This is a genomic window from Geoglobus ahangari (genome assembly GCF_001006045.1).
Lineage (GTDB): Archaea > Halobacteriota > Archaeoglobi > Archaeoglobales > Archaeoglobaceae > Geoglobus > Geoglobus ahangari.
The window spans coordinates 1,295,569-1,322,459 of the sequence record NZ_CP011267.1 but is presented as its reverse complement, the minus strand read 5'-3'; the positions used below and the strand labels follow the sequence as shown (position 1 = coordinate 1,322,459).

At 54.5% G+C, this 26,891-nt stretch carries 28 protein-coding genes, 2 tRNA genes and 1 pseudogene; 21 read left to right on the top strand and 10 right to left on the bottom strand.

What is annotated here, in order from left to right; all coding sequences use genetic code 11:
- Positions 1-24: 24 nt before the first annotated feature.
- The 7 genes from GAH_RS07625 to GAH_RS10440 are packed head-to-tail and all read right to left on the bottom strand — an operon-like array spanning position 25 to position 7,468.
- A complete protein-coding gene (locus GAH_RS07625) occupies positions 25-708 on the bottom strand; it encodes a 2,5-diamino-6-(ribosylamino)-4(3H)-pyrimidinone 5'-phosphate reductase (RefSeq protein ID WP_048095893.1) in 684 nt (227 codons plus the stop codon).
- On the bottom strand, positions 705-1,382 hold the full coding sequence (locus GAH_RS07620) for a competence/damage-inducible protein A (RefSeq protein WP_048095892.1): 678 nt from the start codon (positions 1,380-1,382) through the stop codon (positions 705-707). Before GAH_RS07620 ends, GAH_RS07625 begins: the two co-directional genes overlap by 4 nt.
- Positions 1,354-2,337: an AAA family ATPase gene (locus GAH_RS07615; RefSeq protein WP_048096831.1), complete on the bottom strand. Its 984-nt coding sequence runs from the start codon at positions 2,335-2,337 to the stop codon at positions 1,354-1,356. Before GAH_RS07615 ends, GAH_RS07620 begins: the two co-directional genes overlap by 29 nt.
- The gene (locus tag GAH_RS07610) at positions 2,327-3,247 is read right to left on the bottom strand and encodes a hypothetical protein (protein WP_048095890.1); all 921 of its coding nucleotides are present in this window, start codon (positions 3,245-3,247) and stop codon (positions 2,327-2,329) included. The genes GAH_RS07615 and GAH_RS07610 overlap by 11 nt, the downstream gene beginning before the upstream one ends.
- Complete coding sequence (locus GAH_RS07605) at positions 3,244-5,733, bottom strand: transglutaminase-like domain-containing protein (protein WP_048095889.1); 2,490 nt, start codon at positions 5,731-5,733, stop codon at positions 3,244-3,246. The genes GAH_RS07610 and GAH_RS07605 overlap by 4 nt, the downstream gene beginning before the upstream one ends.
- Positions 5,730-6,320, bottom strand: a complete 591-nt coding sequence (locus GAH_RS07600; protein WP_048095888.1) for a hypothetical protein — start codon at positions 6,318-6,320, stop codon at positions 5,730-5,732. The genes GAH_RS07605 and GAH_RS07600 overlap by 4 nt, the downstream gene beginning before the upstream one ends.
- Entirely contained in the window at positions 6,317-7,468 is a 1,152-nt protein-coding gene (locus GAH_RS10440) for a DUF58 domain-containing protein (protein WP_052747815.1), read from the bottom strand. The genes GAH_RS07600 and GAH_RS10440 overlap by 4 nt, the downstream gene beginning before the upstream one ends.
- A gap of 84 nt (positions 7,469-7,552) precedes the next feature.
- On the opposite strand from GAH_RS10440, the gene GAH_RS07590 reads away from it, so the two are divergent.
- The 9 genes from GAH_RS07590 to GAH_RS07550 are packed head-to-tail and all read left to right on the top strand — an operon-like array spanning position 7,553 to position 14,644.
- Positions 7,553-8,119 carry a hypothetical protein gene (locus tag GAH_RS07590; RefSeq protein ID WP_048095887.1) on the top strand — a complete coding sequence of 189 codons (567 nt, stop codon included), beginning with the start codon at positions 7,553-7,555 and terminating at the stop codon, positions 8,117-8,119.
- Positions 8,120-8,151: 32 nt separating this feature from the next.
- Positions 8,152-9,441: a phospholipase D family protein gene (locus GAH_RS07585; RefSeq protein ID WP_156967426.1), complete on the top strand. Its 1,290-nt coding sequence runs from the start codon at positions 8,152-8,154 to the stop codon at positions 9,439-9,441.
- Positions 9,438-10,385, top strand: a complete 948-nt coding sequence (locus tag GAH_RS07580) for a methionine synthase (protein WP_048095884.1) — start codon at positions 9,438-9,440, stop codon at positions 10,383-10,385. The genes GAH_RS07585 and GAH_RS07580 overlap by 4 nt, the downstream gene beginning before the upstream one ends.
- A complete protein-coding gene (locus tag GAH_RS07575) occupies positions 10,382-11,008 on the top strand; it encodes a MarC family protein (protein ID WP_048095882.1) in 627 nt (208 codons plus the stop codon). The genes GAH_RS07580 and GAH_RS07575 overlap by 4 nt, the downstream gene beginning before the upstream one ends.
- The gene (locus GAH_RS07570; RefSeq protein ID WP_052747814.1) at positions 11,005-11,745 is read left to right on the top strand and encodes a hypothetical protein; all 741 of its coding nucleotides are present in this window, start codon (positions 11,005-11,007) and stop codon (positions 11,743-11,745) included. The genes GAH_RS07575 and GAH_RS07570 overlap by 4 nt, the downstream gene beginning before the upstream one ends.
- The gene (locus GAH_RS07565; RefSeq protein WP_048095881.1) at positions 11,742-12,185 is read left to right on the top strand and encodes an NUDIX hydrolase; all 444 of its coding nucleotides are present in this window, start codon (positions 11,742-11,744) and stop codon (positions 12,183-12,185) included. Before GAH_RS07570 ends, GAH_RS07565 begins: the two co-directional genes overlap by 4 nt.
- A 31-nt stretch (positions 12,186-12,216) precedes the next feature.
- Positions 12,217-12,900 (top strand): 23S rRNA (guanosine(2251)-2'-O)-methyltransferase RlmB, encoded by a 684-nt coding sequence (gene rlmB, locus GAH_RS07560; RefSeq protein WP_048095880.1) that lies wholly within the window; start codon positions 12,217-12,219, stop codon positions 12,898-12,900.
- Complete coding sequence (locus tag GAH_RS07555; RefSeq protein ID WP_245604001.1) at positions 12,897-13,322, top strand: EamA family transporter; 426 nt, start codon at positions 12,897-12,899, stop codon at positions 13,320-13,322. Before rlmB ends, GAH_RS07555 begins: the two co-directional genes overlap by 4 nt.
- Positions 13,323-13,327: 5 nt before the next feature.
- On the top strand, positions 13,328-14,644 hold the full coding sequence (locus tag GAH_RS07550; protein WP_048096827.1) for an AIR synthase-related protein: 1,317 nt from the start codon (positions 13,328-13,330) through the stop codon (positions 14,642-14,644).
- On the opposite strand, the gene GAH_RS07545 is transcribed toward GAH_RS07550, so the two are convergent.
- Positions 14,618-14,896, bottom strand: coding sequence for a MazG nucleotide pyrophosphohydrolase domain-containing protein (locus tag GAH_RS07545; protein ID WP_048095878.1), 279 nt, complete (start codon positions 14,894-14,896; stop codon positions 14,618-14,620). The two genes, GAH_RS07550 and GAH_RS07545, sit on opposite strands and share 27 nt — an antisense overlap.
- Positions 14,897-14,984: 88 nt before the next feature.
- Here GAH_RS07545 and hgcC point away from each other — a divergent pair, with 88 nt between their 5' ends.
- From hgcC to GAH_RS07495, 10 genes and pseudogenes are all read left to right on the top strand, one after another.
- Complete coding sequence (gene hgcC, locus GAH_RS07540; protein WP_048095877.1) at positions 14,985-15,224, top strand: HgcAB-associated protein HgcC; 240 nt, start codon at positions 14,985-14,987, stop codon at positions 15,222-15,224.
- A 23-nt stretch (positions 15,225-15,247) separates the two neighbouring features.
- On the top strand, positions 15,248-16,279 hold the full coding sequence (gene arsB, locus GAH_RS07535) for an ACR3 family arsenite efflux transporter (RefSeq protein ID WP_048096826.1): 1,032 nt from the start codon (positions 15,248-15,250) through the stop codon (positions 16,277-16,279).
- Between the two features lie 32 nt (positions 16,280-16,311).
- Positions 16,312-16,971 carry a TIGR00266 family protein gene (locus GAH_RS07530; RefSeq protein ID WP_048095874.1) on the top strand — a complete coding sequence of 220 codons (660 nt, stop codon included), beginning with the start codon at positions 16,312-16,314 and terminating at the stop codon, positions 16,969-16,971.
- A 77-nt stretch (positions 16,972-17,048) separates the two neighbouring features.
- Complete coding sequence (locus GAH_RS07525; protein WP_048095871.1) at positions 17,049-18,170, top strand: M24 family metallopeptidase; 1,122 nt, start codon at positions 17,049-17,051, stop codon at positions 18,168-18,170.
- 3 nt (positions 18,171-18,173) lie between these two features.
- Entirely contained in the window at positions 18,174-18,587 is a 414-nt protein-coding gene (locus tag GAH_RS07520; RefSeq protein WP_048095868.1) for a hypothetical protein, read from the top strand.
- A gap of 79 nt (positions 18,588-18,666) precedes the next feature.
- Positions 18,667-19,923 (top strand): annotated as a pseudogene (locus GAH_RS10960) (CaiB/BaiF CoA transferase family protein).
- Between the two features lie 10 nt (positions 19,924-19,933).
- Positions 19,934-21,253: a CaiB/BaiF CoA transferase family protein gene (locus GAH_RS07510; RefSeq protein ID WP_048095867.1), complete on the top strand. Its 1,320-nt coding sequence runs from the start codon at positions 19,934-19,936 to the stop codon at positions 21,251-21,253.
- Positions 21,254-21,390: 137 nt separating this feature from the next.
- A tRNA-Ser gene (locus GAH_RS07505) sits at positions 21,391-21,473 on the top strand.
- A 384-nt stretch (positions 21,474-21,857) separates the two neighbouring features.
- Positions 21,858-22,124 (top strand): hypothetical protein, encoded by a 267-nt coding sequence (locus tag GAH_RS10830; protein ID WP_169745349.1) that lies wholly within the window; start codon positions 21,858-21,860, stop codon positions 22,122-22,124.
- Positions 22,096-22,449 (top strand): hypothetical protein, encoded by a 354-nt coding sequence (locus tag GAH_RS07495; protein ID WP_048095865.1) that lies wholly within the window; start codon positions 22,096-22,098, stop codon positions 22,447-22,449. Before GAH_RS10830 ends, GAH_RS07495 begins: the two co-directional genes overlap by 29 nt.
- A gap of 299 nt (positions 22,450-22,748) precedes the next feature.
- Here GAH_RS07495 and GAH_RS07490 read toward each other — a convergent pair.
- Positions 22,749-22,821, bottom strand: a tRNA-Val gene (locus GAH_RS07490).
- 103 nt (positions 22,822-22,924) lie between these two features.
- On the opposite strand from GAH_RS07490, the gene ku reads away from it, so the two are divergent.
- Both ku and ligD read left to right on the top strand, forming a co-directional pair.
- Entirely contained in the window at positions 22,925-23,686 is a 762-nt protein-coding gene (gene ku, locus GAH_RS07485) for a non-homologous end joining protein Ku (protein WP_048095863.1), read from the top strand.
- 1 nt (position 23,687) lies between these two features.
- On the top strand, positions 23,688-24,671 hold the full coding sequence (gene ligD / locus GAH_RS07480) for a non-homologous end-joining DNA ligase (RefSeq protein ID WP_048095862.1): 984 nt from the start codon (positions 23,688-23,690) through the stop codon (positions 24,669-24,671).
- 1 nt (position 24,672) lies between these two features.
- On the opposite strand, the gene GAH_RS07475 is transcribed toward ligD, so the two are convergent.
- A complete protein-coding gene (locus GAH_RS07475) occupies positions 24,673-26,886 on the bottom strand; it encodes a PGF-pre-PGF domain-containing protein (RefSeq protein WP_084632348.1) in 2,214 nt (737 codons plus the stop codon).
- Positions 26,887-26,891 lie beyond the last annotated feature (5 nt).

Genomic DNA, 26,891 nt, shown 5'->3' with positions numbered 1-26,891 from the left:
CCAGAAGATGGCACGCTGGCATTATTAAACCTTTCGAAGATTTGCCGTCCTCATCTCCCACACGACAGCCACGCCGTTTCCCAGAGGCTCGACGGACTTCAGCCTCGCCTCGACAGGGGTGTCGAAGGACTCTCCCGAGACAAGGGTAGGTGCTCTCCTTCCAGCGATCACCATCCCGGAGTAGAAGACCCTTATCTCGTCAACCAGCCCCTCCCTGATCAGGGAGTAGTTGATCTCACTGCCACCCTCAACCATCAGCCTTCTAACTCCAATGGAGTACAGGTGTTCGAGCAAAGCTCTGAGATCAACCCTCTCCTTCCCTGCAACAAAGACCTCAGCCCTCCTCCTCAGCAGCTCGACTTTCTCCTCGTCAGCCACCTCCGCAACTGCCACGATCGTCCTCGCTGCCTGATTTAAAACCTGAGAGTTCAGAGGGGTTCTCGCCCTGCTGTCAACAACGACCCTAATCGGGTTCTCAGGGAGCCCTCTCTCAACCCTCTCCCTCCTGAGCTCCTCGCTCTTAACGGTGAGCTTTGGATCGTCAGACAGCACAGTCCCGATGCCTACCATCACCGCGTCGCTCTCAGCCCTGAGCCTGTCAACAACCCTGAAGTCCTCGGGCGATGAGATCCTGACCTGCTCCCTTCTGTCGTTGCTTATCTTTCCGTCAAGGCTCATCGCGGCGTTGATGAACACGAACGGCCTCATGACAGGAGACTCTCCAGATACCTCTTTGCCTCCTCTACCCTCTTCATGTCCCTTCCGGAGAACTTGACGAGGACGTAGCCGGGCTTCGGGTAGGAGCCTATCTCCACGTCCGGGAACTTCTCAACCACCCTGTGGAGCTGGTTCACTATGTTCTCCTCGTAGCCCTCTATTCTGAGATAGTCCACGTGGTAGTCCTCCTTTGAGAACCTCCTGACTATCTTCTCGAAAGTGTCCTTCATCTCGTTGGGCACACCCGGTAGGGCGGCGACCTTGTCCACAACAAATGCCGGCGCGACGCCGACGCTGTTCTCCACAACCTCTGCACCAGCCGGGATCTTGGAGATCTTGTTTATGACCTCCCTTTTGTCAGTCCACTTCCTCACGTACCTCTCAACCGTGTCGTTGTGGACGAGCTTTTTTCCGAGGGCCTCTGCTATGCCCTCCGCGGTTACATCATCATGCGTAGCACCGAGCCCGCCACTTACGAAAACGAAGTCGTACCTCAGAAGCCTCCTGAGCTCCTCGGCTATGTCCTCCACCCTGTCGGGAACGACGACTATCCTCTCGACCTTGTGGCCGAGCATTGTGAGCTTCTTCGCCATGTAGTTGGCGTTGCTCTCGCTCACCTCCCCGCTCAGGATCTCGTTACCCACCACGAGTATCGCGAACCTCATTCCACTCACCTTTCGGAACCTCCACGCTCTTCAGCACATCCTCCACGACCCTCTCCGGTCTGACACCCTCAATCTCGTACTCCAATTTAAGCATTATCCTGTGGGCTAAGCAGTCCACGGCAACCCTCTTGACGTCGTCCGGGATGACGTAGCTCCTCCCGTCCATGAGGGCCATCGCCCTGCTCATCTTCAGCAGTGCAAGCCCGCCTCTCGGGCTCGATCCGAGCTCAACGATTTCGTGGCTTCTCGTCGCTCTCACGAGCCTCGCGATGTAGTCCAGAATCTTTCCGTCCACGTAGACCTCCTCGACCATGCGCTGCATCTCGACGAACTGGTCGAGGCTCACCGCCGGGACAACGTCTGAAGTGGGGTCGTCCTTCCTCCACGAGATCCTCCTCCTGAGGATCTCCACCTCCTCGTCCACACTTTCTGGATATCCGGGGCTCAGCCTTATCAGGAACCTGTCTATCTGAGCCTCGGGCAGAGGGTATGTCCCCTCCTGCTCAACAGGGTTCTGGGTGGCGAGGACGAAGAACGGCTCTGGAAGCTTCAGTGTCTCGCCCTCTATGGTCACCTGTCTCTCCTCCATCGCCTCGAGCAGTGCAGACTGCGTCTTGGGCGGACTTCTGTTTATCTCGTCCGCAAGCAGGACGTGGGTGAATATGGGGCCCTTCTGCAGCACAAACCTGCCCTCCCTGAAGACCTTGGTGCCCGTTATGTCCGAGGGCAGGAGGTCGGGGGTGAACTGAACCCTCGTGAAGTCAGCCCCAATCGCCCTCGCAAAGACCTTGGCGAGCAGGGTTTTTCCAAGGCCGGGGAAGTCCTCAAAAAGCACGTTTCCGCTTGACAGACATGCCGCAAGCACCTTCTCAACCAGCTCCCTGCTACCCACGTAAAACTCAGACACGACGTCAACAATCCTCCTCGCCCTTTCCACGAAAACATCAGTCTCCATAACCACCACCAATCATCTCGAGCTTTCTTCTGAGGCCGTGAAACTTCTCGGCCCTCCTCTTCCTCCTCCTTCTGGATATCATCTCCCTTTCAAACCCGAACGCGTACTTTGGAATGGTCTCCCTCTCCACCAGATTTTCAAGCACGCTCTCAATGCTCCTAACATCAACTCCCGCCTTTGCGAGGTTGTAGGTCACGAAGGCTATCAAGGGAACGGGGTTCCCGTTCTCCACGTACTCCTTTTCCGCCCTCTCTGCCATCGACTCGAAGTCGAGCCTCTCGCTCCTCTCGATCGGAACCTCCTCCACCTCGAACCTGAGCTTCCCGACCAGATAGATGAGGGTGGCTGCAACAATAACCCAGTCACCGAGGCTCTGGAGGCCGGGCATCAGAGTGGGGCGGAGGGTGAGGTAGTAAATCCCGGCCACGAGGACAATGAGTATCAGCGGAACTCTCTCGGAGATCAGGAACTCGAATCTCTCGGAGAGGATTGGAAGGAGGGACGTTACCGCCAGGACAGCCAGAGCTGCGAAAATCGGGAGCCTGTACTGGGAGAAGGGGAGGTTAGCTGGCATGAAGAGCATCGAGGCTGCTATCACGGCCGTCCCGGCAACTGCGAGGTAGTGCCTGTACCTGAGCCCCGATGTGCTGAAGGCAAGGGCTATTCCGGCGGAGAGCAGGTAGACGAACGCATCACTCTGAGAGTCCAGGTACGAGAGTGCGGTTCTGAGAAAGACGACAGACATTCCGAAGGAGAGCAGGGGCTTCAGCACGCTCAGCCTCTCAACCCTCGAGACTGCCTCGTAGCCCGCATACATGGACAGAAATGCCGCGAGAGGGATGTAATCCTGAGTTGTGTAGTAGTAGAAACCGAGGAATGCGGCAGGCAGAAGGGCGGCGAACAGTCTCATCCAATCACCCTCCTGAGCGACATGTAGATCTCGAAGGCCTCGACGAACTCTTTCCTCGTGTAACCCCTCGTGCCGGCATACTCGTAGAGCTCGAAAAGCCTCAGCAGCCTTTCATCCTTCACGCCCAGAGCCTCCATGACCTCCCTCGCGGTCATGGTTCTGCAGTCAATCCCCCTGCGCCTCATCACCTCTCTCTCAAACATCCTGAACACTTCCTCAACCGCCTCACCGTAGTCCTCGACAATTCTAATTTCAATCTCACGCACCTTCCTGACCCTCCCATCTTTTATAGCGTTTACCCTGATTGCATGCTTTCCCGGGCTCTCGAACCTGACCGAGGTGCCAGAGACCTCCCCGTCAACAGCCACGGCGAACGGAAGGTTGCTCTCAACCCTCACCCTTATTTCCTCTCCAGCCTTCCAGATGTTAGGCATCTCCGGATGCTCCTTCTCCAGCTCCACTCTCAGCCTCGGCATGTTCCTGTAGTACCACACACCGGCAGCTGCCAGAATTGGGATTGAGAGCAAATACCACGGCCTGTGCACCTCGTAGGTAACCTCGGCCGGGAAGTGCAGTTCGTCCCCGGGGTAGCTTATTCTGAACTCGCTCCCCTCCATCTCAACCCTCGCAACGCCCTCGATGAGAGTGACTTGCTGGCCGTTCACGTAGATGGCCCCATCAACAGGATTCCCCGCAGCATCAACCACCATGATCTCAAGCCTTCCGTCCTTCTCCTCAGCCTTGATCTCCACTGGAAGCTTAGCGCGAGCTTCAAGCACATCTTCAAAGCCACCAACCCCAACCGCTATCTCCACAATCCCCGGTTTTTCTGGGACGAGCGTAAGAGTCGCCCTCCCATCCTCAACGCTCACCGGAATTCCGTTCACCCTCACCACTCCGCTGAATGGATGAGAGTTGAACAGGACTGTCAGATTGACGGCGTTTTCCTTCATGGCCACCAGAGTTTTGTTCTCGAGTGCGAACGAGAAGCTCCCCGCGGTAACGTTTTTCTCGAGAACCGCCTCAGCGTAGAGCCCCTCCTTGGGAGACACGATCCTTATCCTGTGCTCCCCCTCTGACAGCGTGAGGTTTACGGCAAAGCTGCCAGCTTCGTCCGTTTTCACCACCTCTCTCCGGCCATCGACTTCCACGATGACGGTCTTGTTCCCAACCCCCTCACCGTCTGAGACGAGCTTCCCCTCGAGCCTGAAGGAGAGGGGGACGTACGAGGGGAGGTTGACGACGATCTCCGTTGGGGCAAGAACCCTGACCTCCGGATCGCTCCACGAGTCCTGGTAGAGCAGGCTTCCGGTGTAGTGGGCCACAAGGCTGTAGGTTCCGCTTTCATTCACCTTGGCCGACAGCTCGAACGTCCCGTTTGATAGCCTCGCTATGCCGAGCAGCTCTCCCTCAGGAGACTCCTTGGACATCTTCAGGTAGACCTCCACGTACCCGCTCTCCACCGGCTCTCCGCTATCGAGCCTCACAACACCCCTCACGGTCACGTTTCCGCCCTCAACCACCTCCCTGTCCCAGTAGGTGATCTCCGTGGTCGTGGGGATCTTGTATCTGGCCGGAGGGGTCGGGTCGAACTCCACCCAGACGTCTCCAAGCTTGGCCTCCACCCACATGTGGGCCTGACAGGAGTAAACCACCTGCGAGGAGGAGGTCGGAGAGGCCATGTAGCCGAACACCGCCCTCACGGGGATGTCGAGGCTCGTGGCGAGGGCGATGAAGGCCGAGGCGAAGTGCATGCAGATGCCCTTCCTCTCAACGAACAGGAAGTCGTAGATCATGTCCGCAGACCTGTTGTATCTGGGAGAGTACTCGTAGTGGTTCTGCAGGTAGCTCTCGATCATTTTCAGCCTCTCGTAGTCACTGGTGGCGTTTTCCGTTATTTTATAAGCCAGCTCCCTGATCCTCTCCATCTTCCACCCCTCGATGTCAATCCTCGCGAGTTTTGCGTCTCCTGAAAAGTGAGACTCAACCCTGCTCGGAACGTACACGCCATAGTAGCTGTCGTTCCACAGGTCAACCCTGAAGAGGCAGGCGGAGGAGTTGTACCCCGCCGGGGCTGAGACCGCGATGGTGTCCTTGACAACCGGCAGGTTGCCCTCGAACCCGGTGATGGGCGTGACCGAGAAGATCTTTCCGGCGGAAAACCTCATGGCATCTTTGTAGCTGAGCTCGTCCATCACCCACTTTCCGTTCGAGTACTGGGACGACACTCCGGTTCTGAGCCTGTAATGGCCCTCGTCGAGCCCTGAGACCACGAAGAGGGGGACGCAGGGAGGGTTTGAGTTCTCGGACAGGCTCGCCTCCTCCTGAGAGAGCTTAACGCTCTTGATGTCCACATCCCTCTTCTGGAACACGCTCTCCCCAATGAGCCCCTCGAAACCGGTGTTGCTGAAGTCGAGGCTTGAGAGGAAGGAGATGAGCATGAGGATAGACACGAGCAGCAGCACTGCAGAGATCTCCTTCTTCATCTCCACCACCACGCCATGGCCAATGAAATAACAAGCAGGAACGCTGCTGCAAGGCCATAGACCAGATTCGATGGGGTTGGGGGTGGCTGGAAGCTCTGGACGAGCGTGTAGACCGCGAACAGAACCGCCATCAGCGCCACTGCCGTTGGAATGGGCGAGTAGCTGAACCCCTCAGCGCGGATCTCCCTCTCGTACTCGTCGAGCCTTTCAAAGTATGAAGAGGCTATGTAGAGCATTGAGACGAGGAGGACGGACTGCAGGGAATCCCTGAACGGAAACAGATCCGCGAGGCTTCTCGAGAAGCTCTCAAACCCGAGATAGTAGAGGGAGTCGACTATCCCCTCAAACACCTCCGAGTCCGATAGCATTGGGGTCAGGGAGAGAAGGAGCAGGAAAGTTAGGTATCCGGTTCCGAACACCCTTCTGCCTGCAAGAAACGACACAACAGGAGCAGCGAAGAGGAGGTATGCGAAGTCCGGAGAGAGGATCATGGAGGCGATTGAGTACACCCTTGTCGCTGCAAATGTCGTTACCGCCACGTAAGTTGCAAGAATGCTCGCCGCCAAACCAGCGAACCTGTACTTCATGCTCTCACCGCGACCACATCCCTAACAACCTCCGCCCCCTTCCTGACCATGCCCCTCTCCAGCACCCTCTTCATCGTTCTCGCAAGCCTGCTCCCGTACTCCCTCCCCTCAACCACGAGGACCTTCACGTTCAGCCCAGCCCTTCTCAGCTCCCTGACCGCAAGCCCGTCATCGTGAATGGAGGTTATGTAGAAGACGAAGGGCATGTGGTACATCATCAGCCTCTTGCTCTCGAGAATTGCATCGACAGCGCTTCTCCCACCAAACCCGGCGTTGGTGAGCTCCCTCACGATCCTGTGGAACTGACGCTTCCCTATGTCCGGGTAAAGGCTCTTTCCGCTACCGGTGAGCGTTAGGGCAACCTTGTGACCCCTCCTGCTGAAGTACAGGCTGAGGGATGCTGCAGAGGACAGGGCGGACTCCAAGTACTCATCCTCTGCAAACTCGTGCTCTGAGGTGTTGACCACGATCCAGACCGCCCTCTTGCCCTCCACCTCGAACTCGTTGACCAGCGTCTCTCCCTTCCTCGCCGTGGCCTTCCAGTTGATGAACTTTATCGGGTCTCCCGGCCTGTAGGCCCGTATCTCCCTGAAGTCGGTGCCGGGCACTCCTATCTTGGACACGTCAACGTCAGGCAATGACTCCCTCGCCTTCACCTTTCTGGCCCTGACCTTTCTGACCTTCCTCACCCTCACCTTAACCTCACGCACGAGGTTGAGAGACACGAAGCCCTCAGAGGACTTCAGAAGGAAGATGTCTTCAGACACGAACCCTATCCTGCCGAAATCGACCTTGCCCCTCCTCCTCGCCCTGCCCCTGTAGGAGATCCTGAACCTCCTGTAGCCGGGAACGAACCCTCCTGCCTTTGAACCCCCCTCAAGAACCTCCACAACGTCATCAACCTGACACGAGACCCTCAAGTACCCGAGGCCGAATGCTGTGAACTCGGCCACGAACGTCACCGGGTCTCCAACGTAGGTGGGCCCCTCGAAATGAACCGAGCCTACGCGCAGGGACATCTTGGAGGGGAAGAAGAAGAGAACCAGTGGCAATGCAGCAGCTATCAGGATTCGTTCCATGACGAGCAGAACCGCGACGAGGGTTATCGCAACAATGTAGCCCAGCAGGTCTCTCTCGATTTTCCTCATCCACACCCCACTCTGCTTATGGAAGAAAAAAGTTTTTTGGATAAATCAGGTAAGCTTTTTAACCACAAAAGCGAAACACAGTTTGTGAGAAAGCTGCTGGCGATTGTGGTCGTGATTGTGCTGCTCGCTCTGAGCGGGTGCTCCACGAATGAGAAGCCTGAGAGCCAGGCTCAGGTTACCCCGACGCCAACTCCGAAACCAGCCGAGAAAACCCCCGCTCCTTCGGAGAGTGAGGTGAGCGAGCTCAGAATATACTACTACTACCACCCCAAGTGCCCGAACTGTCAGGCCGTTGAGCCGCTGATAGAGTTCCTGATGAAGAATTCCTCTCTCGACTTTGACGTGTGCAACGTCCAGTTCTTCTCCAACTGCACGAACGAGAGCAAGGCGCTCGCTTTTGCGGTTAAGGAGAAGACCGGGTTCTTCGGCACGCCCACAGCGGTGGTCGAGGTCGGGAAGAACTACACCGTGTTTGTTGGAAAGTACCAGATAATGGACATGGTCAGGTTCGTGGGCAACTTCTCAGACCTTCCAGATGTCAGGCTGAACGAGACCAGCTACTCCGTTGAGGAGTGCCTCAGCTGTCACGAGGAGAGAGGACTGGATCCTCCCTCGACGTACACCTGCAGCTACTGCTGCCACGGCATATAAACATTTAAAAATCACGCCCCGAAATCAGGTATGTGCGGCTAAAGTTGTTTCTGGCTCTGGTGCTGCTGCTCGCACTGCTGGGAACCGCGAGCGGACAGAACATAACCGTAAACGCAGAGGTAGAGTACCGAATGAAGTCGCTGACTTCCATGGAGGACACGTTCTACCTCAGGTTCAAGAACACCAACGAGCAGGAGATAGAGGTCCTCGACTTCTTCATTACGATCCCCAAGTCCGAGAACGCGAAGATAGTCTACGTAAAGGATCTCCCCTCGGGATACGTGAAGGTCTCGGACATTGTGGGAGATGACGGAAGGGAGTACACGATGATCCAGGTCACGAAAACCCTGACCCCCTTCGAGGAGTACCAGCTTACCATCAAGCGAGAGCTCACGAATCCGGTGGAGGTTCTCGGTGATGGTGTTTACTCCTTCAAGGCCTACGAGTTCCCGTCATACTTCCGCGACTTCGGTCTGAGCGTGGAGAGGTTCACGATAAAGCTGAGCTTTCCGGACAGCATATTCAAGAACTACAACATACTGAGCACATCCTCCAACACGAAGTTCGTTTACAAGTCCCTCAACAGGATAGACGGCCTTGAGTGGGACTACGTAAACCCCCCCAACCAGATTCACGTGTACGTCTCCTTCACCGAGGTTCCCAACTTCTACCTGTTCAACATCATCGGGGCCGGGCTCACGATTGTGGCGTTTTCGGCCCTGTTCGTGTACACCCTCAGGCTCGAGAAGAGGCTGAAAAAGCACGAGGTCGTGAAGAATCCCCCGTGGAGCGGTGACCTGCTCGCAAAAATGAAAGAGATGATTCAGAGGGCGGAGAAGGAGATACTCATAACCTCCCCCCACATATACTACACGGACTGGCTCACCGCAGAACTCCAGCCCCTCATGAGCAGGGGGATAAAGTTCAGAATAATCACGTGGCCCAGCTACAGGAGAGACGTTTACAGGAGCGTCGAGGAGGTTCAGGAGGACAAGAAGCAGTACTTCACCCTCAAGAGGTTTCTGGAGATGTTCCCGCCCGGCAGCGTGAGGCTGAACGACAACATCCACGCCAAGATGCTGATAATAGATGAGAGGGAGGTTCTGATAACCACGGCGAACCTCTCCCAGACCGGGCTTTACGAGAACTACGAGGTTGGAGTGTATGCCGACAACCCGGATCTTGCGAAGCGTGCGAAGGAGTTTTTCGAGCTCGTGTGGAACTCGGAAGATACGATCGAGCTGAACGAGGAGACGCTCAACGCGAAGGTTGCGTGGGCCCTCATCATGGACATAAAGAGCAGGAAGGAGGTGGAAAAATGATTTTTGACGACATAGGCAGCTTTCCCCTCCCGGAGGGAATAACGAGGGAGTGGGTAAATGCCAACCTCAACACGAAGGAGTATGCGGAGATGGTGAAAAGGGCCTTCCTGATGAAGGTAAACGCAGGCGTGGATGTGCCAACCTACCCCCAATTCAGGGACATGAACGAGATGTTCCTCGACCTCATCAAGAACCCCAAGTATCAGGAGGACGTTTACGTGATCAGAAGAGAGTATGCAAGAATAAGGGAGGTTGAGGCCATCCTCGAGATGGACGTTAAAGCCATGAGGGTCTGCATAACCGGGCCTTTCGAGCTATATTACAAAGAGTTCGGGCCCGTCATTTACGACGATGCCCTCGAGAAGATCGGCATCTCCATTTCCCGCTTCATCGAGAATCTGGACAGCGATGTTGTGAAGTGCGTGAGCCTCGACGAGCCGAGCCTCGGAACGAACCCGGAGCTTCAGCCAACAAAGGAGCAGATCCAGCTCGCCTACGAGAAGATTGATTTTCCCGGAGACGTGCAGATTCACCTCCACTCCCCGCTCTTCTACACTGAGGTGCTCGATGTGGAGCAGATAAACGTGATCGGGATAGAGAGCGCGAGGGACGAGAAGGCGATGGACTTCGTTGACAGGGAGGATCTGGAGAGCTACGACAAGTACCTGAGGGTTGGGGTTGGCAGGAGCGACATCGACGGCATCATAGCAGAGTACAACTCTAAACACGGGGTGAACGTGTGGGGGGACAGTGAGGGGATGATGAGGGCGATTGACGAGGTGGAGTCTCCGGAAAGGATAAGGGGCAGGATTGAGAGAGCCATAAAGCTGTTTGAGGACAGGCTGAAGTACATCGGCCCGGACTGCGGTCTGTTCAGCTTTCCTTCTCAGGAGCACGCGGTGAGAATTCTCGAGAACATAAACAGGGCGAGGGAGATGCTATGAACGACCCCCTGAGCTTCTTCTTCACCGCGTTCACCACGCTTTTCATAATCATCGACCCGCCCGGAAACATACCGACCTTCATAGCCCTCACCGAGAGCCTGAACAAGGAGCTGATAGACAGAATATCCAAGAAGGCCACAGTCATTGCGACCGTCATCCTCCTCGTTTTCGTATTCGCAGGATGGGCGGTGATGGAGTTCTTCTCGATCTCAATAGAGGCCCTCAAGATAGCCGGCGGGCTGATGATGTTCATCATATCCATCGACATCCTCTTCGGGAGAAAGTCGAGGGAGATCTACGAGGAGAGGGGGAAGATGAGCGCGGAAATTGACTCGATAGCGGTGTTCCCCCTCGCTCTGCCGCTCTACAGCGGTCCGGGTGCTATAACCGCGGTTGTTGTCCTTTCCTCAAGCGCCGATCTTATAGGCAAGCTGCTCATCGTCGTGGCGGTTCTGCTGATCTACGCCATAGTCAGGCTCACCCACATATACGCAGTTACGCTCATGAGGATACTGGGAAAGAGCGGTTCCGACATAATCGCGAGGGTCATGGCGATTCTGCTTGCTGCGATAAGCGTTGAGTATGTCATGGACGGTGTGCTCTCCAAGGTGGGGCTGGCATGATATACCTCCACGAGCTGATAAGGGTGAGGCTCAAAAGGAGGAAGGTTGCGATCGGACTCTACAGGTTCGACGAGACCAGCGAGGAGAGGGTGCTGAGAGCTGCAGAGATAGCCGGAGAGTTTGCGGATGTTGCGGTCGTTGACGAGGGAGAGAAGACCGAGGAGGTCCTGTACAGGCTCGTGAGAGATGGAGAGGTTCACGCCGTGGTTCGGGGAACCGCGAGGGCCTCAAAGTTCCTCCAGATCATCAGGAAGGAGTACAGTCCAAAAAGAGTTGCAGTGCTCGAAACCGCTGACAAAAGGCTGTTTCTCCTCGCTCCGGTTGGTGTGGATGAGGGCAAGACGGTGAAAGAGAAACTTGAACTGATAGAGCACGCGAGGAGTGTGGCCGAGAGGCTCGGGCTTGAGGCGAGGGTGGCGGTGCTTGCCGGTGGAAGGTATGGAGACGTCGGAAGGAGCAGGGAGGTGGACGAGAGCCTTGCGATGGCGGAGCTGACGGCAAGGCTTTCAGGAGGGGAGAACTTCGAGATACGGCTGGAGGATGCGGTCAGCAGCGGGATAGTTATCGCCCCCGACGGGATCTCCGGAAACCTGATATTCAGGAGCCTGTGCTACCTTGGCGCTGGCAGGGAATACGGGGCAGTTTACTGCGGATTGCCCTTCAGGATCGTCGACACGAGCAGGAGCCAGAGTGCGGAGGGCTTTGCGAGGGCAATAGCGCTCGCGACGGTGATATGATGAGGAGGTACCCGGAGAAGCCCCTCGTCGGCGTTGGAGCTGTCGTGATCAGGAACGGGAAGATTCTGCTCGTGAAGAGGGCTAACGAGCCGAACAAGGGGAAGTGGTCTGTCCCCGGTGGGCTTGTGAGGGCTGGCGAGACCCTCGAAGAGGCGCTGAAGAGGGAGATGAGAGAGGAGCTCGGGGTGGAGGTAGAGGTCGGGGACGTGGCCTGCGTGACGGACGAGATATTCTACGATGGGGAGAAGAGGGTCGAGTACCACTACGTCGTCATAGACTTCTACGCGGACATAGACGGCGAGCCGAAGGCGATGAGCGACGCGGCTGATGTGGGATGGTTCGAGCTGGAGAGGGTTGGGGAGATCGGGGCCGTGGACTTCGTTCTCAGGCTCGTTGAGAACATAACCAAGAACTCGGGTAAGATATACCTCAGGGAGTAGCAATATATACACTCCCGCAGACCATTTTTCCATGCGAGTGTCAGGGGTGAACAGCGTATCAGAGGCTCTTAAAGCGGGAAAGGTCAACAGGATCTACTACGACGTCTCGCACAAGTCAAGAAGAATCGAGGACATTGTCAGGCAGGCCAGAAAGCTCGGAATACCGGTGGTTGGACTCAGGAGGCTCGAGTCGAGGATTGAGGCGGACATCTCCCCGGTGAAGTACAAGGACTTAGAGTACGTGGCTGAGAAGGCGATCAGAACCGGAAGCTTCCTCCTTCTCCTCGACTCGGTTCAGGATCCACAGAACCTCGGTGCCGTGATCAGAAACGCAGTCTTTTTCGGGTGTGCGGGGATCGTGATCCCCAAGAGGAGGAGCGCTCAGGTTAACGAGACCGTCGTGAAGGTCTCAGCTGGGACTGCGCTGCATGCCGACATAGCGAGAGTTTCAAACCTCGCAAATACGGTTAAGAGTCTGAAGAAGCTTGGATTCCACGTAATATGTGCCGAGCTCGGCGGGAAGAGCATAGAGGAGGCGTTCATGGATCCCCCGCTCGCCATTGTCATCGGTGGCGAGGACGAGGGGGTTTCGAGACCTGTTAAGAAGCAGTGCGATGAGGTTGTTAGCATCCCGAGCTTTGGAAGGGCCGAAAGCCTCAACCTTTCCTGCGCATCAGCCATATTCATGTACGAGTTCAGGAGGAGGTTGTCGTGATAGACGGTGTTATGCTTGCAATTCTTGCCGCTCTGATGTGGGGTTTCGTGCCTGTGCTGGACAAGACAGCATTGGCGAGTGGAATTTCAATCTACACGGCCATACTCGTGAGGAGCGTGGGAGCGATACTCGTGATGGGCTTGGTGGTCATGCTCACCGGGGGGCTCAAACCCCAGGAGTTCAGCGTCAGGAGCGTTTCGATTTTGATGGCTGCGGGTGCAATAGCCGGAGGAATTGCGATGGTCGTCTACTTCATGGCCCTCCAGAAGATAGGGGCTGCAAAGACCGTGCCGATAACGTCCATCTACCCCCTCTTCACCATCGTCTTCTCGGCGCTGATTCTCAGGGAGAACTTCGACTACACCAACGTCTTCATCGGGACGCTGCTGATTGTGGCCGGGCTGATAGTTCTGCAGAGGTGAGCGGCATGGACATTGAGGGTTACGCGAGGAGGCACATAAACGACCCCGACCTGATCGAGAAGCTTGCCGAGAGGATAATGGAGTTCAAGGACGTTGACGAGAGCTACGCGAGAAAACTCGCTGAAGCTGTGGTTCTCGAGGTCAGGAACGCCTATTCAAAGACGAGCTTCCTCCTCGACTACCACAGAACCGGGGTCACGATGGGGAAATTCGGCGTGGGCAGCAGGGGGACGGGGGACTTCTACGTCCACTCGAAGATCGCGGAGATGTGCGGAGAGGCGGTGGTGAGCTCAAGGGATCTTGATGATGCTGGGGTTGTGAAGGTTGGCGACTACTACGTGTCCGTGGCGATAGACGGGATCCACTCGAGGCTCAGCGAGTTTCCGTTCATAGCCGGCTTCCACGTTACGAGAGCGGCGATGAGGGACGTGCTCGTAATGGGCTCAAGTCCCATAGCCCTTTTCTCCGACATTCACATAGCCGATGACGGAGATGTCTCCAAGATATTCGACCACCTCGCCGGCATAACTGCCGTGAGCGAGCTCACTGGAGTTCCTCTCATCGCGGGAAGCACTCTGAGGATAGGAGGGGACATGGTCATAGGCGAGAGGATGACCGGGGCTGTGGGATGTGTTGGGGTTTCGAGGCACATAACCCCGAGGAGGGACGCAAGGGAGGGAGATGTGATAATCCTCACCGAGGGTGCTGGAGGTGGAACGGTCGCGACCACGGCAATATACTACGGGATGCACGAAGTTGTGGAAGAGACGATAAACCTCGACTTCATCTTCGCCGCGAGATCAATAATAGAGTCAGAAGCGGTCAAAAAGGTGCACGCGATGTCCGACGTGACGAACGGGGGAATCAGGGGAGATGCGGAGGAGATCTCAAGAGCCTCAAAGACCGCGCTCTACTTCGATGTGGGGAAGATAAGGAGGCTGATAAACAGAAGGGTGCTTGAGATGCTCGAAGAACTCGAGATAGACTTCATGGGCGTCTCCATAGACTCCCTGATGGTGATCTGCCCAGAGGAGCACGCAGAGGAGATTCTGGAGAGGATCAGGTCTTCCGGAGTTGAAGCCGACGTGGTTGGATGGGTTGAGAAGGGGAGCGGGGCATTCTCAGTGGATGGTGACAGAATAGAGCCTCTCAGGCCAAAGTTCAGGGAGTCAGCTTACACACCAGTGAAGAAGATGGTCGGGGAGGATAAGCCGGAGGACTTCGACGAGATGAGGAGGAGGGTGGACGAGGCCTTCGAAAAGGCCCTCGAAAAGAAGAGGAGGGTTGTGGAGCGGCTAAAAAGGGAGATCCCACCGGGATGATGGATCGTCCCGCAGGTACTTCTCCACAAGCCTCTCCTCGACGTCCACGCCATAGTAGTTGGCCAGACTGAGAACCATGAAGAGGCAGTCGGCCAGCTCCTCCCTCACCTCCTCCGTATTCCCCTTCCTAACCGCCTCGGCCAGCTCACCAGCCTCCTCAAAGAAGACTGCAAGAAGGAACAAGGGACCGGATTTTTTATCAGTTTCACTGTATTTTTCGCTTACCTTCTTTGCGAGTTCTGCGAGTTCCATGGATTATGGTACAACCACATGATATAAACCTTGCATGGATGATGAGTAATTTCAAAAAATTTTTAATATTACGAAATTTCTGAAAAATATGAAAAGTTGCAAAGCCACGAGAATTGAGGCCATTCTGACAGTTGACAGCAAGGGGCAGATACTCTTGCCAAAAGAGCTTAGAGAGAAGGCAAACATTAAACCCGGAGATAGACTCGTGGCCATAAGCGGATGCGACGAAAATGGCGAACCTTGCTGTCTCATTCTCGTCAGGGCTGAACTTCTGGACGAAAGCATTAGAGATGTACTTTCACCCATGCTAAGAGGTGTCGTGCAGTGAGTGGAGGGAGAAAGCTGTCGACCATGGAGAAATACCTGACACTCTGGATATTCTTGGCAATCATAAGTGGGATAGCTCTTGGCTACGTCTATCCTGAAATAGCCGACATCATAAGTTCTCTTAGCGTAGGCACCACATCGATTCCCATAGCCATTGGCCTGATTCTGATGATGTACCCGCCTCTCGCGAAGGTGAAGTATGAAGAGATGGGAAAGATTTTCCGGAACCTAAAGCTCCTGGCCTTCTCCCTCGTCCAGAACTGGATTGTGGGACCGGTGGTGATGTTTCTGCTCGCCATAACCTTGCTGAGAGACCTACCGGAGTTCATGATGGGTGTTATACTCGTTGGACTGGCAAGATGCATAGCGATGGTCATAGTTTGGAACGAGCTGGCTGAGGGAGACAGAGAGCTTGCTGTAGGGCTTGTAGCCTTCAACGCCATATTTCAGATTCTCTTCTACGCGGTTTACATATATGTCTTCATAACCATCGCCCTGAACTGGCTTGGACTTGTTACGGGTGTTGAGGCGGATGTCAGCATTGCTGAGGCTGCAAAGACCGTGTTCATATACTTGGGCATACCTTTCATCGCAGGAGTAGTTACAAGGTACGTGAGTTTCAGGCTGAAGGGCAAAGATTGGTTCGAAAACGTTCTCGCTCCAAAATTAAGCCTACTCACTCCAGCAGCTTTACTCTTCACAATCATCGTGATGTTCTCGCTCAAGGGAGAGTACATAGTGGAGCTTCCGCTCCAGGTTATGAGGGTTGCAGTCCCGCTAACACTTTACTTCCTCATCATGTGGTTCGCAACGTTCTTCATAGCTTACAAACTCGGAGTTGACTACCCGAAAACCACAGCAGTGTCTTTTACCGCAGCAAGCAACGACTTTGAGCTTGCCATAGCTGTTGCTGTTGCCATGTGGGGAATTCACAGCAACCAGGCTTTCGCAACAGTGATTGGCCCATTAATCGAGGTTCCCGTGCTTATAAGCTTAGTAAATGTCGCTCTGAAGCTGAAGGAGAGATTGTATGCTGAAACTTGTGTTCAGTCGTGAAGTTAAAATATGGTGGTTTACATAGACAATCCATGAAATACGAGATTTTATCCAAACCGAGCTACGCTCTGCTGAAGCTCACTCTCGACGAGGGTGAGGAGGTTGTTGCCGAGACCGGGGCTATGGTCTTCATGGACGGCGTGAGGCTGAAGACGGAGATGAAGGGCGGGCTGTTCGGAGGCCTTAAGAGGATGATCGGCGGAGAGTCGTTCTTCGTGAACAGGTTCATAGCCGAGAAGAGGGGTGCGATTCTCGGCCTCGCCCCGCCGTATCAGGGTGATGTGACGCACGTGAGGGTTGAGGGGACTCTATACGCCCAGAGCGGAGCCTTCCTCGCCGGATCGCCGGAGCTGGAGATATCGAGCAAGTGGGGTGGGGCGAGGACGTTCTTCGCGGGAGAAGGACTGATTCTGCTGAAGATAGACGGCCACGGAGACGTGTTCCTCTCCTCGTTTGGTGGCATCGAGGAGGTCGAGGTTAACGGAGAGCTCGTCGTCGACACGGGCCACATCGTTGCATTTGAGGAGGGGCTGAGCTTCACGATATCCAAGGCTGGAGGCCTAAAAGCCACTCTGCTTAGCGGAGAGGGGCTGGTGGCCAAGTTTAAGGGCTCGGGGAAGGTGTGGATCCAGACCCGATCGGTCTCCGACTACATAGGCTGGCTCGCCTCGCTTATGCCCTCGAGAGACTGAGCCCATTTCCCAATTTTTCAGGTAAAACTTCTTCGGGAAAAAGTATAAGGATGTTGTCAGGTTAAGTGTATTTTGCAATGTCCGTGCCGAGAAGCGTTTACCGGAAGAGGATCAGAAGAGCTCAGGAGCAGATGGAGAGTGCCGGAATTGACGCGTTCCTCGCCCTGTCTCTCGAGAACTACCGGTACTTCACCGGAGATGTTAGAAAGCAGCCGAGGATGTTCATTCCAGCGAATGATGAGCCGTTCGTCATCGTGTTTGAAGGTGAGGTGGAGGAGGCGGAGAGGAAAACCGGGCTGGAGGCCAAGGGTTACAGAGCCCTCCACGAGATGATCGGGCATGTGGTCAGCTTTCTGAACTCCATCGACACTGAAACCCCAACAGTGGCGGTGGAAATGGAGTTCTCGACTCCGGCATTCCTGCTCGAGAGGTTCAGGATGGCCAACCCGCACGTCGAGGTGGTGGACGCGAAGCAGATAGTCGCGCCCCTCAGAAAGTTCAAGGACAGGTATGAGCTCGATTTCATGAGGAAGGCCGGAAAGCTCGCCGACATCGCGATGGAGAAAGCGCTGGAGCTCTTAAGGCCGGGTGTAAGCGAGAGGGAGATTGCTCTTGAGGTCGAATACCACGTGCGGAAGAAGGGGGCTGAGAGGCTTGCGTTCCCAATGTTCGTGAATTCCGGTGAGAGGAGCCTTTGGCTGCACGGGCTCGCAACTGACAGGAAGATTGAGGATGGTGACGTTGTTCTGATTGACGTTGGCCCCGTTTACGAGGGGTACTGCGCCGATATCGCGAGGACGTTTGTGGTGGGAAACGCGACTGAGGAGCAGAGGAGGGTGCACAGGGCCTACGTGGAGATGCAGGAGAAGACCATAGAGGCGATAGAGGGAAGTAAGGGAGAGGTGTCGGTTCTCGACCTAGAGAGGAGAAACGCCGAGTTCTTAAAGTCAGTCGGGTTTGGGGACAGCTACGTGAGGGGTTTCGTCCACGGGATAGGCCTGAACTTTGAGGAGACCCCGTTCCCAACCATTTTCCCAGAGGACCTCAGAGAAATCATAGAAAAGGATATGACGCTCTCTGTTGGCCACTCAGTCCTCTCGGTCAGAGGAGTGGGTGGTTTCAGGGTTGAGGACACGATATATGTTGGAGAGAAAGTGGAGAGGTTAACCACCTTCACCCGGGAGCTCCTGGAGGTGTGAGAGGTGCCAGAGGCGAGAGAGGAGTTCGTTGTGAGTGCTCCAAAAAGCAGGGTTGTCGAGGTGCTCTCAAACCCGAGGGATGTGGGGGAGTGCTTCGGCTTCGTCAAAGGCACTTCAGAGGACGGGAAGATCTGGTACATCAAGGCACCGATGTCAGCGATAACGCAAACGAGAGAGCTGCACATGAGCTTTTCAGAAGAGGGCAAGCTGGAGTGGGAAGCGAGGGGTGAGCACCTGCTGTGGAGGGGAAGGTTTGAGGTTGAGGAGGTTGAGGGCGGTGTGAAGGTGGTTGTAGTGCTGTACGTCGAGGGGCTGGGAGCAATGGCCTCGATAATAAACCCCATGGCGAGCGTCCAGATAAGGGGACAGCTCAGGCATTTTGTGAAGAAGCTGAAGGAGAAGATCTCCGGGGCCTGAACCGGATTTTCCGAACACTGTTTTCAGATTCGACTCGGCATTCGAAAGTGTTAAGTGGGATAATCTAAAATAATTAAACATGAGAAAAAGTGCCCTCGACGGTGTTAGGGTGCTGGACATAACGAGAATTATCTACGGCCCATGGGCTGCCACGCTGCTCGCACAGCTTGGAGCAGAGGTTATCCACGTGGAACTGCCAGGCAGCGGAGACACGCTGGTCAGACTTGTCTCTCCGGGAGGTGTCTTTCCGAGAAACATCTCTCCCGGGATGATGTGCTGCAACGCGAACAAGTACTACGTCGCCATAGATCTTCGAAAGGAGGAGGGCAGGGAACTCATAAGGGAGCTCGCAGCCAAAAGTGACGTTCTGATGGAGAACTTCAAGCCGGGAACGTTTGACAGGTGGGGGATCGGTTACAGACAGCTCAGCAGGATAAACCCGCAGCTCATCTACGTGAGCATGCAGGGATTCGGAAACTGGGGGGAGCTATGGGAGAGGCCGAGCTACGACGCCTACGCTCAGGGAATTACAGGACTTGCAGAGATTACGGGTTTTGAGGAGGCTATGCCCGTGAAGTCTCAGGCATGGATCGGTGATTTTCTGAGCGGAACTGTTGCGGCGTTCACAACCCTCGTTGCGCTGTTCTGGAGAAACAGGAGTGGGAGGGGGTAGTTCATAGACATGAGTCAGGCCGAGGTGTTGCTGAGAGTCATGGACTGGACGTGGCTCTACATCGCTCTTACAAACAGGAACAGGAAAAGGTACGGGAACAGAGACCCTGCCGTTGTCCCTTCATGCATAGTCAGATGTGAGGATGGGTTTGCTGCCATAGCGGCTTTTTCGGAGAACGAGTACAGAGGACTCTGCGAGGCGATGGGCAGGGAAGATCTGCTGGAGTTTCTCGACTACGAGAGCAGAATAAGGAACGTCGAAAGGATATACGATGCGATCGAGTCATGGGCTTCCGGCAAAAAGGTGGAGGAGGTTGTCGAGGCCGGGTTTGAGAGCGGCTTTGCTGCTGCGGAGGTGATGAGCTCTGCAAAACTCCATTCGAACGAGCACTTCAACGAGAGAAAGGCGGTGTGGAAGTACTTCGACCCGATATACGAGGATCTCTGCTACCCATTCGCCCTGCACCTTTCCAAGACACCGGGCAGCATAAGGTGGAGCATGAGGCCTGTTGGCTTTGACAACGAGCACGTTTTCAGAAGGGTTCTCAGAATATCCGAGGATGAGCTGGAAGAGCTGTACAGAAAGGGAGTGATCGGCAAGTGGGACGCGAGCATTCCAACGACGGCTCCGCCTGAGGGCAAGGAGGGGAAGACCATCTACTGAGGTGGTGGAAATGTCTGAGAGTGGAGAATGGACGGTTTTCGCCCAAAAGCTGACGGATCCGAAGCACAGCACCGGAAAGCCCGAAGCCCTTGACGGGGTCAGGGTTCTTGACCTGAGCTACGGAAGCTTTGCAGGGCTGTTCGCATCATCAATGCTCGCAGAGTTTGGAGCTGAGGTGATAAGAATAGAGCCGCCCGAAGGTGACATTTCGAGAAAAATCACCCCTGAAAACCTGAAAATCGGAGACACCGGAATAGCGTACATCGTGGAGGGGAGAAACAAGTACCACATCACGCTGAACATAGAGAGCGAGAGGGGCAAAGAGCTGCTGAGGGAGCTCGTGGAGAAGAGCGACGTTCTCATAGAGACTTTCCCTCCGGGACACATGGAGTCCCTCGGTCTCGGTTACGATGAGCTCAGCTCGATTAACAGCAGGCTGATCTACTGCGCGATCCACACTCACGGGCACAGAGGGGAGCTGTCCGAAAGGGCGGGAAGGTCTGGGTTTGGGGACTACGACATAATCGCCCAGGCCATGAGCGGATTCGCCTACACCACAGGGATTCCCGAGGACTACGAGGAGTTTCCGGAGCACACAAGAGTGCCAACAAGAATGGGCAACTGGATGGGGTGGTATGCTGGAGGAGCGTTTGCAGCACTATCGATAATGGCCGCGCTCATCTTCAGAGATATGAGCGGGGAGGGGCAGTACATAGACATCAGCCCTGCCGAAGCACTTATGTGCCTGAACAACTACGCCCTGCACTTCTACCACCTCACAGGGAAGGTCATAGAGAGGAGCGGGAATTTTGAGCCCGCAGCATTTGCCTACAACTACTTCAGAGCCAAGGACGGGATGGTGTTCATAGCGGGCTACACGGATCCAAACTGGAAAGCGCTGTGCAGAATAATCGGAAGGGAGGATCTGGTGGAGAAGTACCCGACAATAAAGGATCGAACCAACCCCAGGAACTGGATTCCCATGACGAGGGAGATAGAGAAGTTCACAATGGAGCACACGAGAGAGGAAATCCTGAAGATCTGGCTGTCCTACAAAGGAGAAGGGGTTACTGTTGCGGGAGAGGTGCTGAAGCCCATAGAAACCCTGCAGTTCAACCACTGGTTTGAGAGGGGAGCCTTGCTCAGGTTCAAAGACAGGGATTACGGAGAGCTGCTGATTCAGGGAACCCCGGCAAAAATGAGCGAGACACCGCCGAGGATCAAGTGGGCGTGCAGGCCCGTCGGGGCGGATAACAGCTACATCTACTCTAAACTGCTCGGAGTTGACGAGAAAGAGCTCGAAGTGATGAGAAAAGAGGGAGTTGTGTGAACTGAACTCGCAACTTCTTTCAACACTTCTTTAAATTTTTGTCAAATAACTACAGTGAGTCTCACGTAACTCGATTACCAAAACCTTCATAAACACACAATTCCCAAGGAGAAGGGAAAGAGAGCCTCCTCAGTAGTGCCGGGGTTGCAGAGAGGCACTGCGCCGGCCTTGAGAGCCGGTGCCCGTTTCGGGCTCCTGGGTTCAAGTCCCAGCCCCGGCGTGCAATTTCGAATTTGAATTTTTTGATGTGCCTTTAGAATTCTGACATTATAGCAGGATTATTTGTCTTATGTTCGTTGTGATAGATGGTTTTTTCAAAAATTTACGCAAAACCTATATTTTTGAATGGAGATAATAACAGAATATGGGTATTCAAGAATACAATGGTGCCATAAATTGCGAGAAAAAGATTATCTCAAGAGGTTCTCTTAATGTTGGTTGATGAGACAGGGAGAGAGAACGTGAAAGAGTTGAAAACTCATGCCTGACGATAGTTTAGAGGAAATAAAGAAAGGAATCGAGAAAATAGAACGAGAAATTAAAAGAATTAATGAAACAATAACAACTTCAAATAAAAAAATGGAGACAATATCACGAACTACGAATGATCAGTTTTTTAAATTATCCATTAGTTTCACCATCATACTCGCCAGGATATTCCCTCATAGTGTCTTTATTACCCCTATATGCCCAGAAAATAATTGGGCTAACTTTTTTGTTATTGGGGATTTTTGGGATTTTTTGGACATTCAGGAAGTACAATAAGGAAAATAGCATCTCAAATGGATATAAAAAATCTGAAAACAAAAGAAAAAGATTGAAAAAATCCGAAAATAGCTTTAGTGGGACTGAAGGAAAAAACAGAAAATGAAAAAAGCCTAATAGACTCTCTATATGAGCACACAAAGAAAGTTACTCCGTATCTAACGGTTTATTCAGCAATTATGACAATGGGTGCTATTTTTTTAGCGATTTCAGAGCCGTTAAAATCTACCAATCAAAGCATAGCAGCAACATTCGGAATTTCAGGCTTAATTTTTGTTTTTTCAAGCTTTATAGGCATATTAGCATCGATAATATACATTTACCGGAGGGGAAGATTACTAGGTTTGTTAAGGATTTTTGTGGATGGTCTTATCATTGGCACCTTTATCCTATTCTTTTTTGGATTTTTTATTTTATTTTTTCTATTTTAATTAACAAACCCCCATTCTAAAATTCGAATAGTTTTTCTTCTCTCCTCCATCATATATACCACTCCGCCCCTTACGCACCACATAGAACAATCTGGAACACACTCTAAACCAATCTCTGTAAAGAGACTTTCCGCCAAAAACAGCCAGCAGAGGGTTGATTTGCATATAAGAATTTCAAGGGAGAATTATATATTCTTGAGAGAAAATTTCAGAAATCGATTTTCTGAGACTATTGACAAACTGCTGGACTCTCTCAGGACTGAAGAACCCATAGAAATCCAGATTCTCAGAATCGGAAGTGGGTCCGCCCGGATTCGAACCGGGGACCTCCTGCGTGTGAGGCAGGCGTCATAACCACTAGACCACGGACCCTCCTTCGATATTGATGGAGGATGGGTTTATGATTTTTGTGGTTTGTCACAGCCCGTTGTGGCAAAGAAAGTTTTTATTGTATCGTCTGTAAAGTTTACTGTGTATGAAGGCTATCTGGAGGGGTTCGATAACCTTCGGGCTCGTCTCGATCCCTGTAAAGCTCTACAACGCCAGAGTCAGCAGGGAGATAAGCTTCCACATGCTGCACTCGTCTGACGGGGGCAGGATCAGGTTCAAAAAGGTGTGCGAGAAGTGCGGGAAGGAGGTCAGCAAGAACGAGATAGTGAAGGGCTACGAGATCTCCAAGAACGAGTACGTGATCCTCACAGACGAGGACCTCGAAAAGCTTCCGCTCAGGAGCGCGAAGGAAGTTAGGGTTCTCCAGTTCTTCGACCCGTCCGAGCTCAGCGTGATATACTACGGCAGCATGTACTACGTGTCGCCCGACAAGGGTGGCGTCAAGGCGTACACCCTCCTGAGGAAGGCAATGGAGGACACGGGCAGCATGGGGCTCGGAAAACTCACCATGAGGGGCAAGGAGTACCTCGTCGGACTGAGAGCATTTGGAGATGGGATTCTGCTCGCGCAGCTCTATTACGTGGACGAGATCAGGAGCCCGTACGAGGTTCCGAACTGGGGCGCTAAGGAGGAGTACTCTGAGGAGGAGCTTGAGCTTGCAAAGCAGCTTGTTCTTGCCATGAAGAAGCCACTGAGGCTCGAGGAGTACAGGAACGAGTACTACGAGGCCCTCATGCAGCTAATAGAGGCCAAGCTCGCTGGCCACGAGGTTAAAGTGACGGAGGAGGTTGAAACGGCCAAATCTCTTGTGGAGGCGCTCAAAGAGAGTCTGGAGGCCGTGAAGTGAGATGAGCTGGTTCGACGAGAAGATAAGGCCAATGCTCGCGAAGAGGGCCGAGCCGTTTGACTCTCCAGACTTCATATACGAGCTCAAGCTCGATGGCACGAGGTGCATCGCCTTCGTGGACGTGGAGAGGCGAAGGGTCAGGATGCAGAACCGAAGGCTGTTCGAGATAGCCTACAGGTACCCCGAAATCGACCTTCTGAGTGCGTTTGACGACAGCGTAGTTGTTGACGGGGAGATAGTCGTCCTGAAAAACGGAGTTCCGGACTTCTCCCTCCTGCAGAAGAGGGAGCATGTGGACTCTGAAAGCAGGGTAAGGATTCTCTCGAAGCTGTATCCAGCAGTTTACTTCGTCTTCGACGTCCTTTACTCCTCGGGAAGGTGGACGATGAAGCGTCCGCTCTCTGAGAGAAAGGAGATTCTCGGAGAAGTGCTCTCCGAGACCGAACACGTTCTCAAGGTTGAGTCGTTCAGGGAGAAGGGGGTGGAGCTGTTCAGCAAAGCGGTTTCAATGGGCTTCGAGGGGCTTGTAGCAAAGAGGATCGACTCACCCTACAGGCCGGGAGTCAGGAGTGACGAGTGGCTCAAGATCAAGAAGAGGAGAACCATGGACTGCGTCATAACCGGCTACCTCGAGGGGGAAGGGCAGAGGGAGGGGCTCTTCGGATCCCTCGTGCTTGCCGTTTATGATGGGGAAACGCTCATCCACGTGGGTCAAGTTGGCACAGGATTCTCATCAGACTTTCTGAGGGAGTTCACGGGAAAGCTGAGAGAAATTGAGATCCAGACACCCCACTTCAGCGAGAGCTTTGCCAGACCCGTTCACTGGGTCAAGCCTGTATACGTGTGCGAGGTGGAGTACCTCGAGCTCACGAAGGACTGCAAGCTGAGAGCTCCGGTATTCAGGCGGCTCAGATACGACAAGAGCCCGGAGGACTGCACAGCCGAACAGATCGAAGAGTGTATAAAAAATAGGGTTGTTGATTGAGCTACCTCTCTCTCCTTGCAAGCCCGGCGGCCAGGATCAGGCCAGCCAGTGACAGCACCGCCTCAAATCCCGGGATTCCCTTTTCCTCGACCTTTTCTGTCTCTGCAGGTGTTGGGGTTTTTGCGGTTTCTTCAGCGGTCTTTTCGGGCGTCGGGGTTGGTGATGGCGTGCTCACCGTGGCTGGGGTCTCGGTCTGAGCTGGCGTTGGCGTGACCTCGACCGGCTTCTCCACCGCAATTGCGAAGTAGCTGAAACCCGGCGTGCTTGCCTCGAAGTAGACGTACTGCTCGTCCTCGCCGCTGACGCTCGTGTTGAGCTTCGACCACTCGCTTCCGTTCCACCTGTACATGAAGACGTTCTCAGCCCTCGCCCTCTCCTGCTCGAGCCACTGCCTCTCCACCCTGAACTTTATCCTCGCCTCCCGCACTGTTCCGTTCTCGAGCTCTATGCTGAGGTAGGAGTAGACCCTTCCGGGAGCCTTGGGAGCATCGGGGGACTCGACCTTCCTCACCTTGAGCCGGACGTTCTCCGAGCTCGCATCCGGGCTGAGGACTATCTCCGTAACTCCAGCAACTCCGTGCTCGATCTCGACCCTGAGGGGCTCCCCTTCCCTGAGCCTCATGGACACCTGAACCTCTCCATCGCCCGAGAGCATGGAGACTATCTCGCTCCTGATCTCCTCTGCCGTGGAGGGCTGGACTCCGCCTGCTCCACCAGAGGTTGTGCCGGTGTAGGTAGCTGATGATGTCGTTGATGATGTGCCCGTGCCGGACTGGGTCTCCTGAACTGTTACGGTGAAGTTCCTTGATGCTGTATGACCAAGGGCGTCTGAGGCAGTTACGTTAACCACATGATCTCCGGCAGAGAGCGAGAGGGTGTACTGCCTGCTCGTTCCGCTTCCGGAAACGCTCGGGCTTGCCTGTGTTCCGTCAACCATTATCGTCACCGGGCCTATGCTGGAGACGGTGTCGGTGACGGTTACTGTGAGCGTGCTTCCGCTTAGAGAGAAGGAGATCGACGGGGGTGAGCTGTCTGCCACTATGCTTCCCGAAACCGTTCTCGTGTTCCCTGCCCTGTCCGTGAGGATCAGGTAGTAGGTGTACGCTACGCCATCCTCAAGGCCGGTGTCAACCCACGAGCCGCTGCCGCTCTGGAGAGTCGCGAACGAGAGCAGCTGCGAGCTTCCCCTTTTCAGCGTGACAGTCGCCATGTTGGAGTCTGAGTATGTGTAGTTGATCCTGACCCTTCCGTTGGACAGCCTCTCGAGGCTGATGCTGCCGGCTGGCTGCGTGGTGTCGACAGTGAAGTTTACTGTGAGGGCGTTCGTCGTCTGGTTGTTCCTGTTCCCCGAGAGGTCCTCGCACACCACGTAGTACGTGTAATCCCCATCACCAAGCGAGTTCAGGGTGAACTCGTAGGTTCTGAGGGACACGAGGGTTCCGGTGCTTCCGGAGGTCTCGACGAGTGTGAGGGGCTTCCCGATCCTGCACCAGCTCACGTCCTCGCTCACCGACACCCTGATGCTCACGTCTCCGGTTGAGGAGTAGTATGGCGGTGCCGTGTCGTTGTTGACTGACTGGAGCGTCACCACCGGCGGTGTGGTGTCGGTGGATGTGACGATGATCGTGTAGTTGCCCGTTAGCGGCAGGGTGGCAGCGTTTCCTCGAGTGTCGACTGCCCTGATGTAGTAGGAGATGTTCTCCGTAACTGCTGACGACGGAATTGTGGCGGTGTAGGTGTCACCGCTCCCGCTCATGCTGATCTGCGCGTAGCTCGTGTCGCTATCCCTCTTGTAGTAGAGGGTGGCTGAGTTCACGCCGCTCGGGTCGGTGATTGTCGCCGTGATCGTTATCTGCTGTCCCTGCGTCGCGGAGGTGACCGGGGTGTGGACTATTGTCGGCCCAGTCGTGTCCGCTGTGACGGTAACCTGTGCGGTATCGCTGGCTATGTTGCCGGCGGTGTCGACCACTATGAGCGTCACGGTGTACGTTCCCGGAGAGTCGTAGCTGTGGGTCACTACGACACCGCTCGCGTTCGCTCCGTCTCCGAAGCTCCAGTAGTAGGAGATTATCGTACCAACACTCCCGCTACCGTCGAACGTTATGCTTTCCCCAACGCTCGCTGTCCTGTCAGGCCCGGCGTCGGCCGTCAGGCCGCTCACCGGCGTGACCATCGCCAGAGCAAAAAATATTAGGAGCAATGCAGCCTTTTTCATTCACT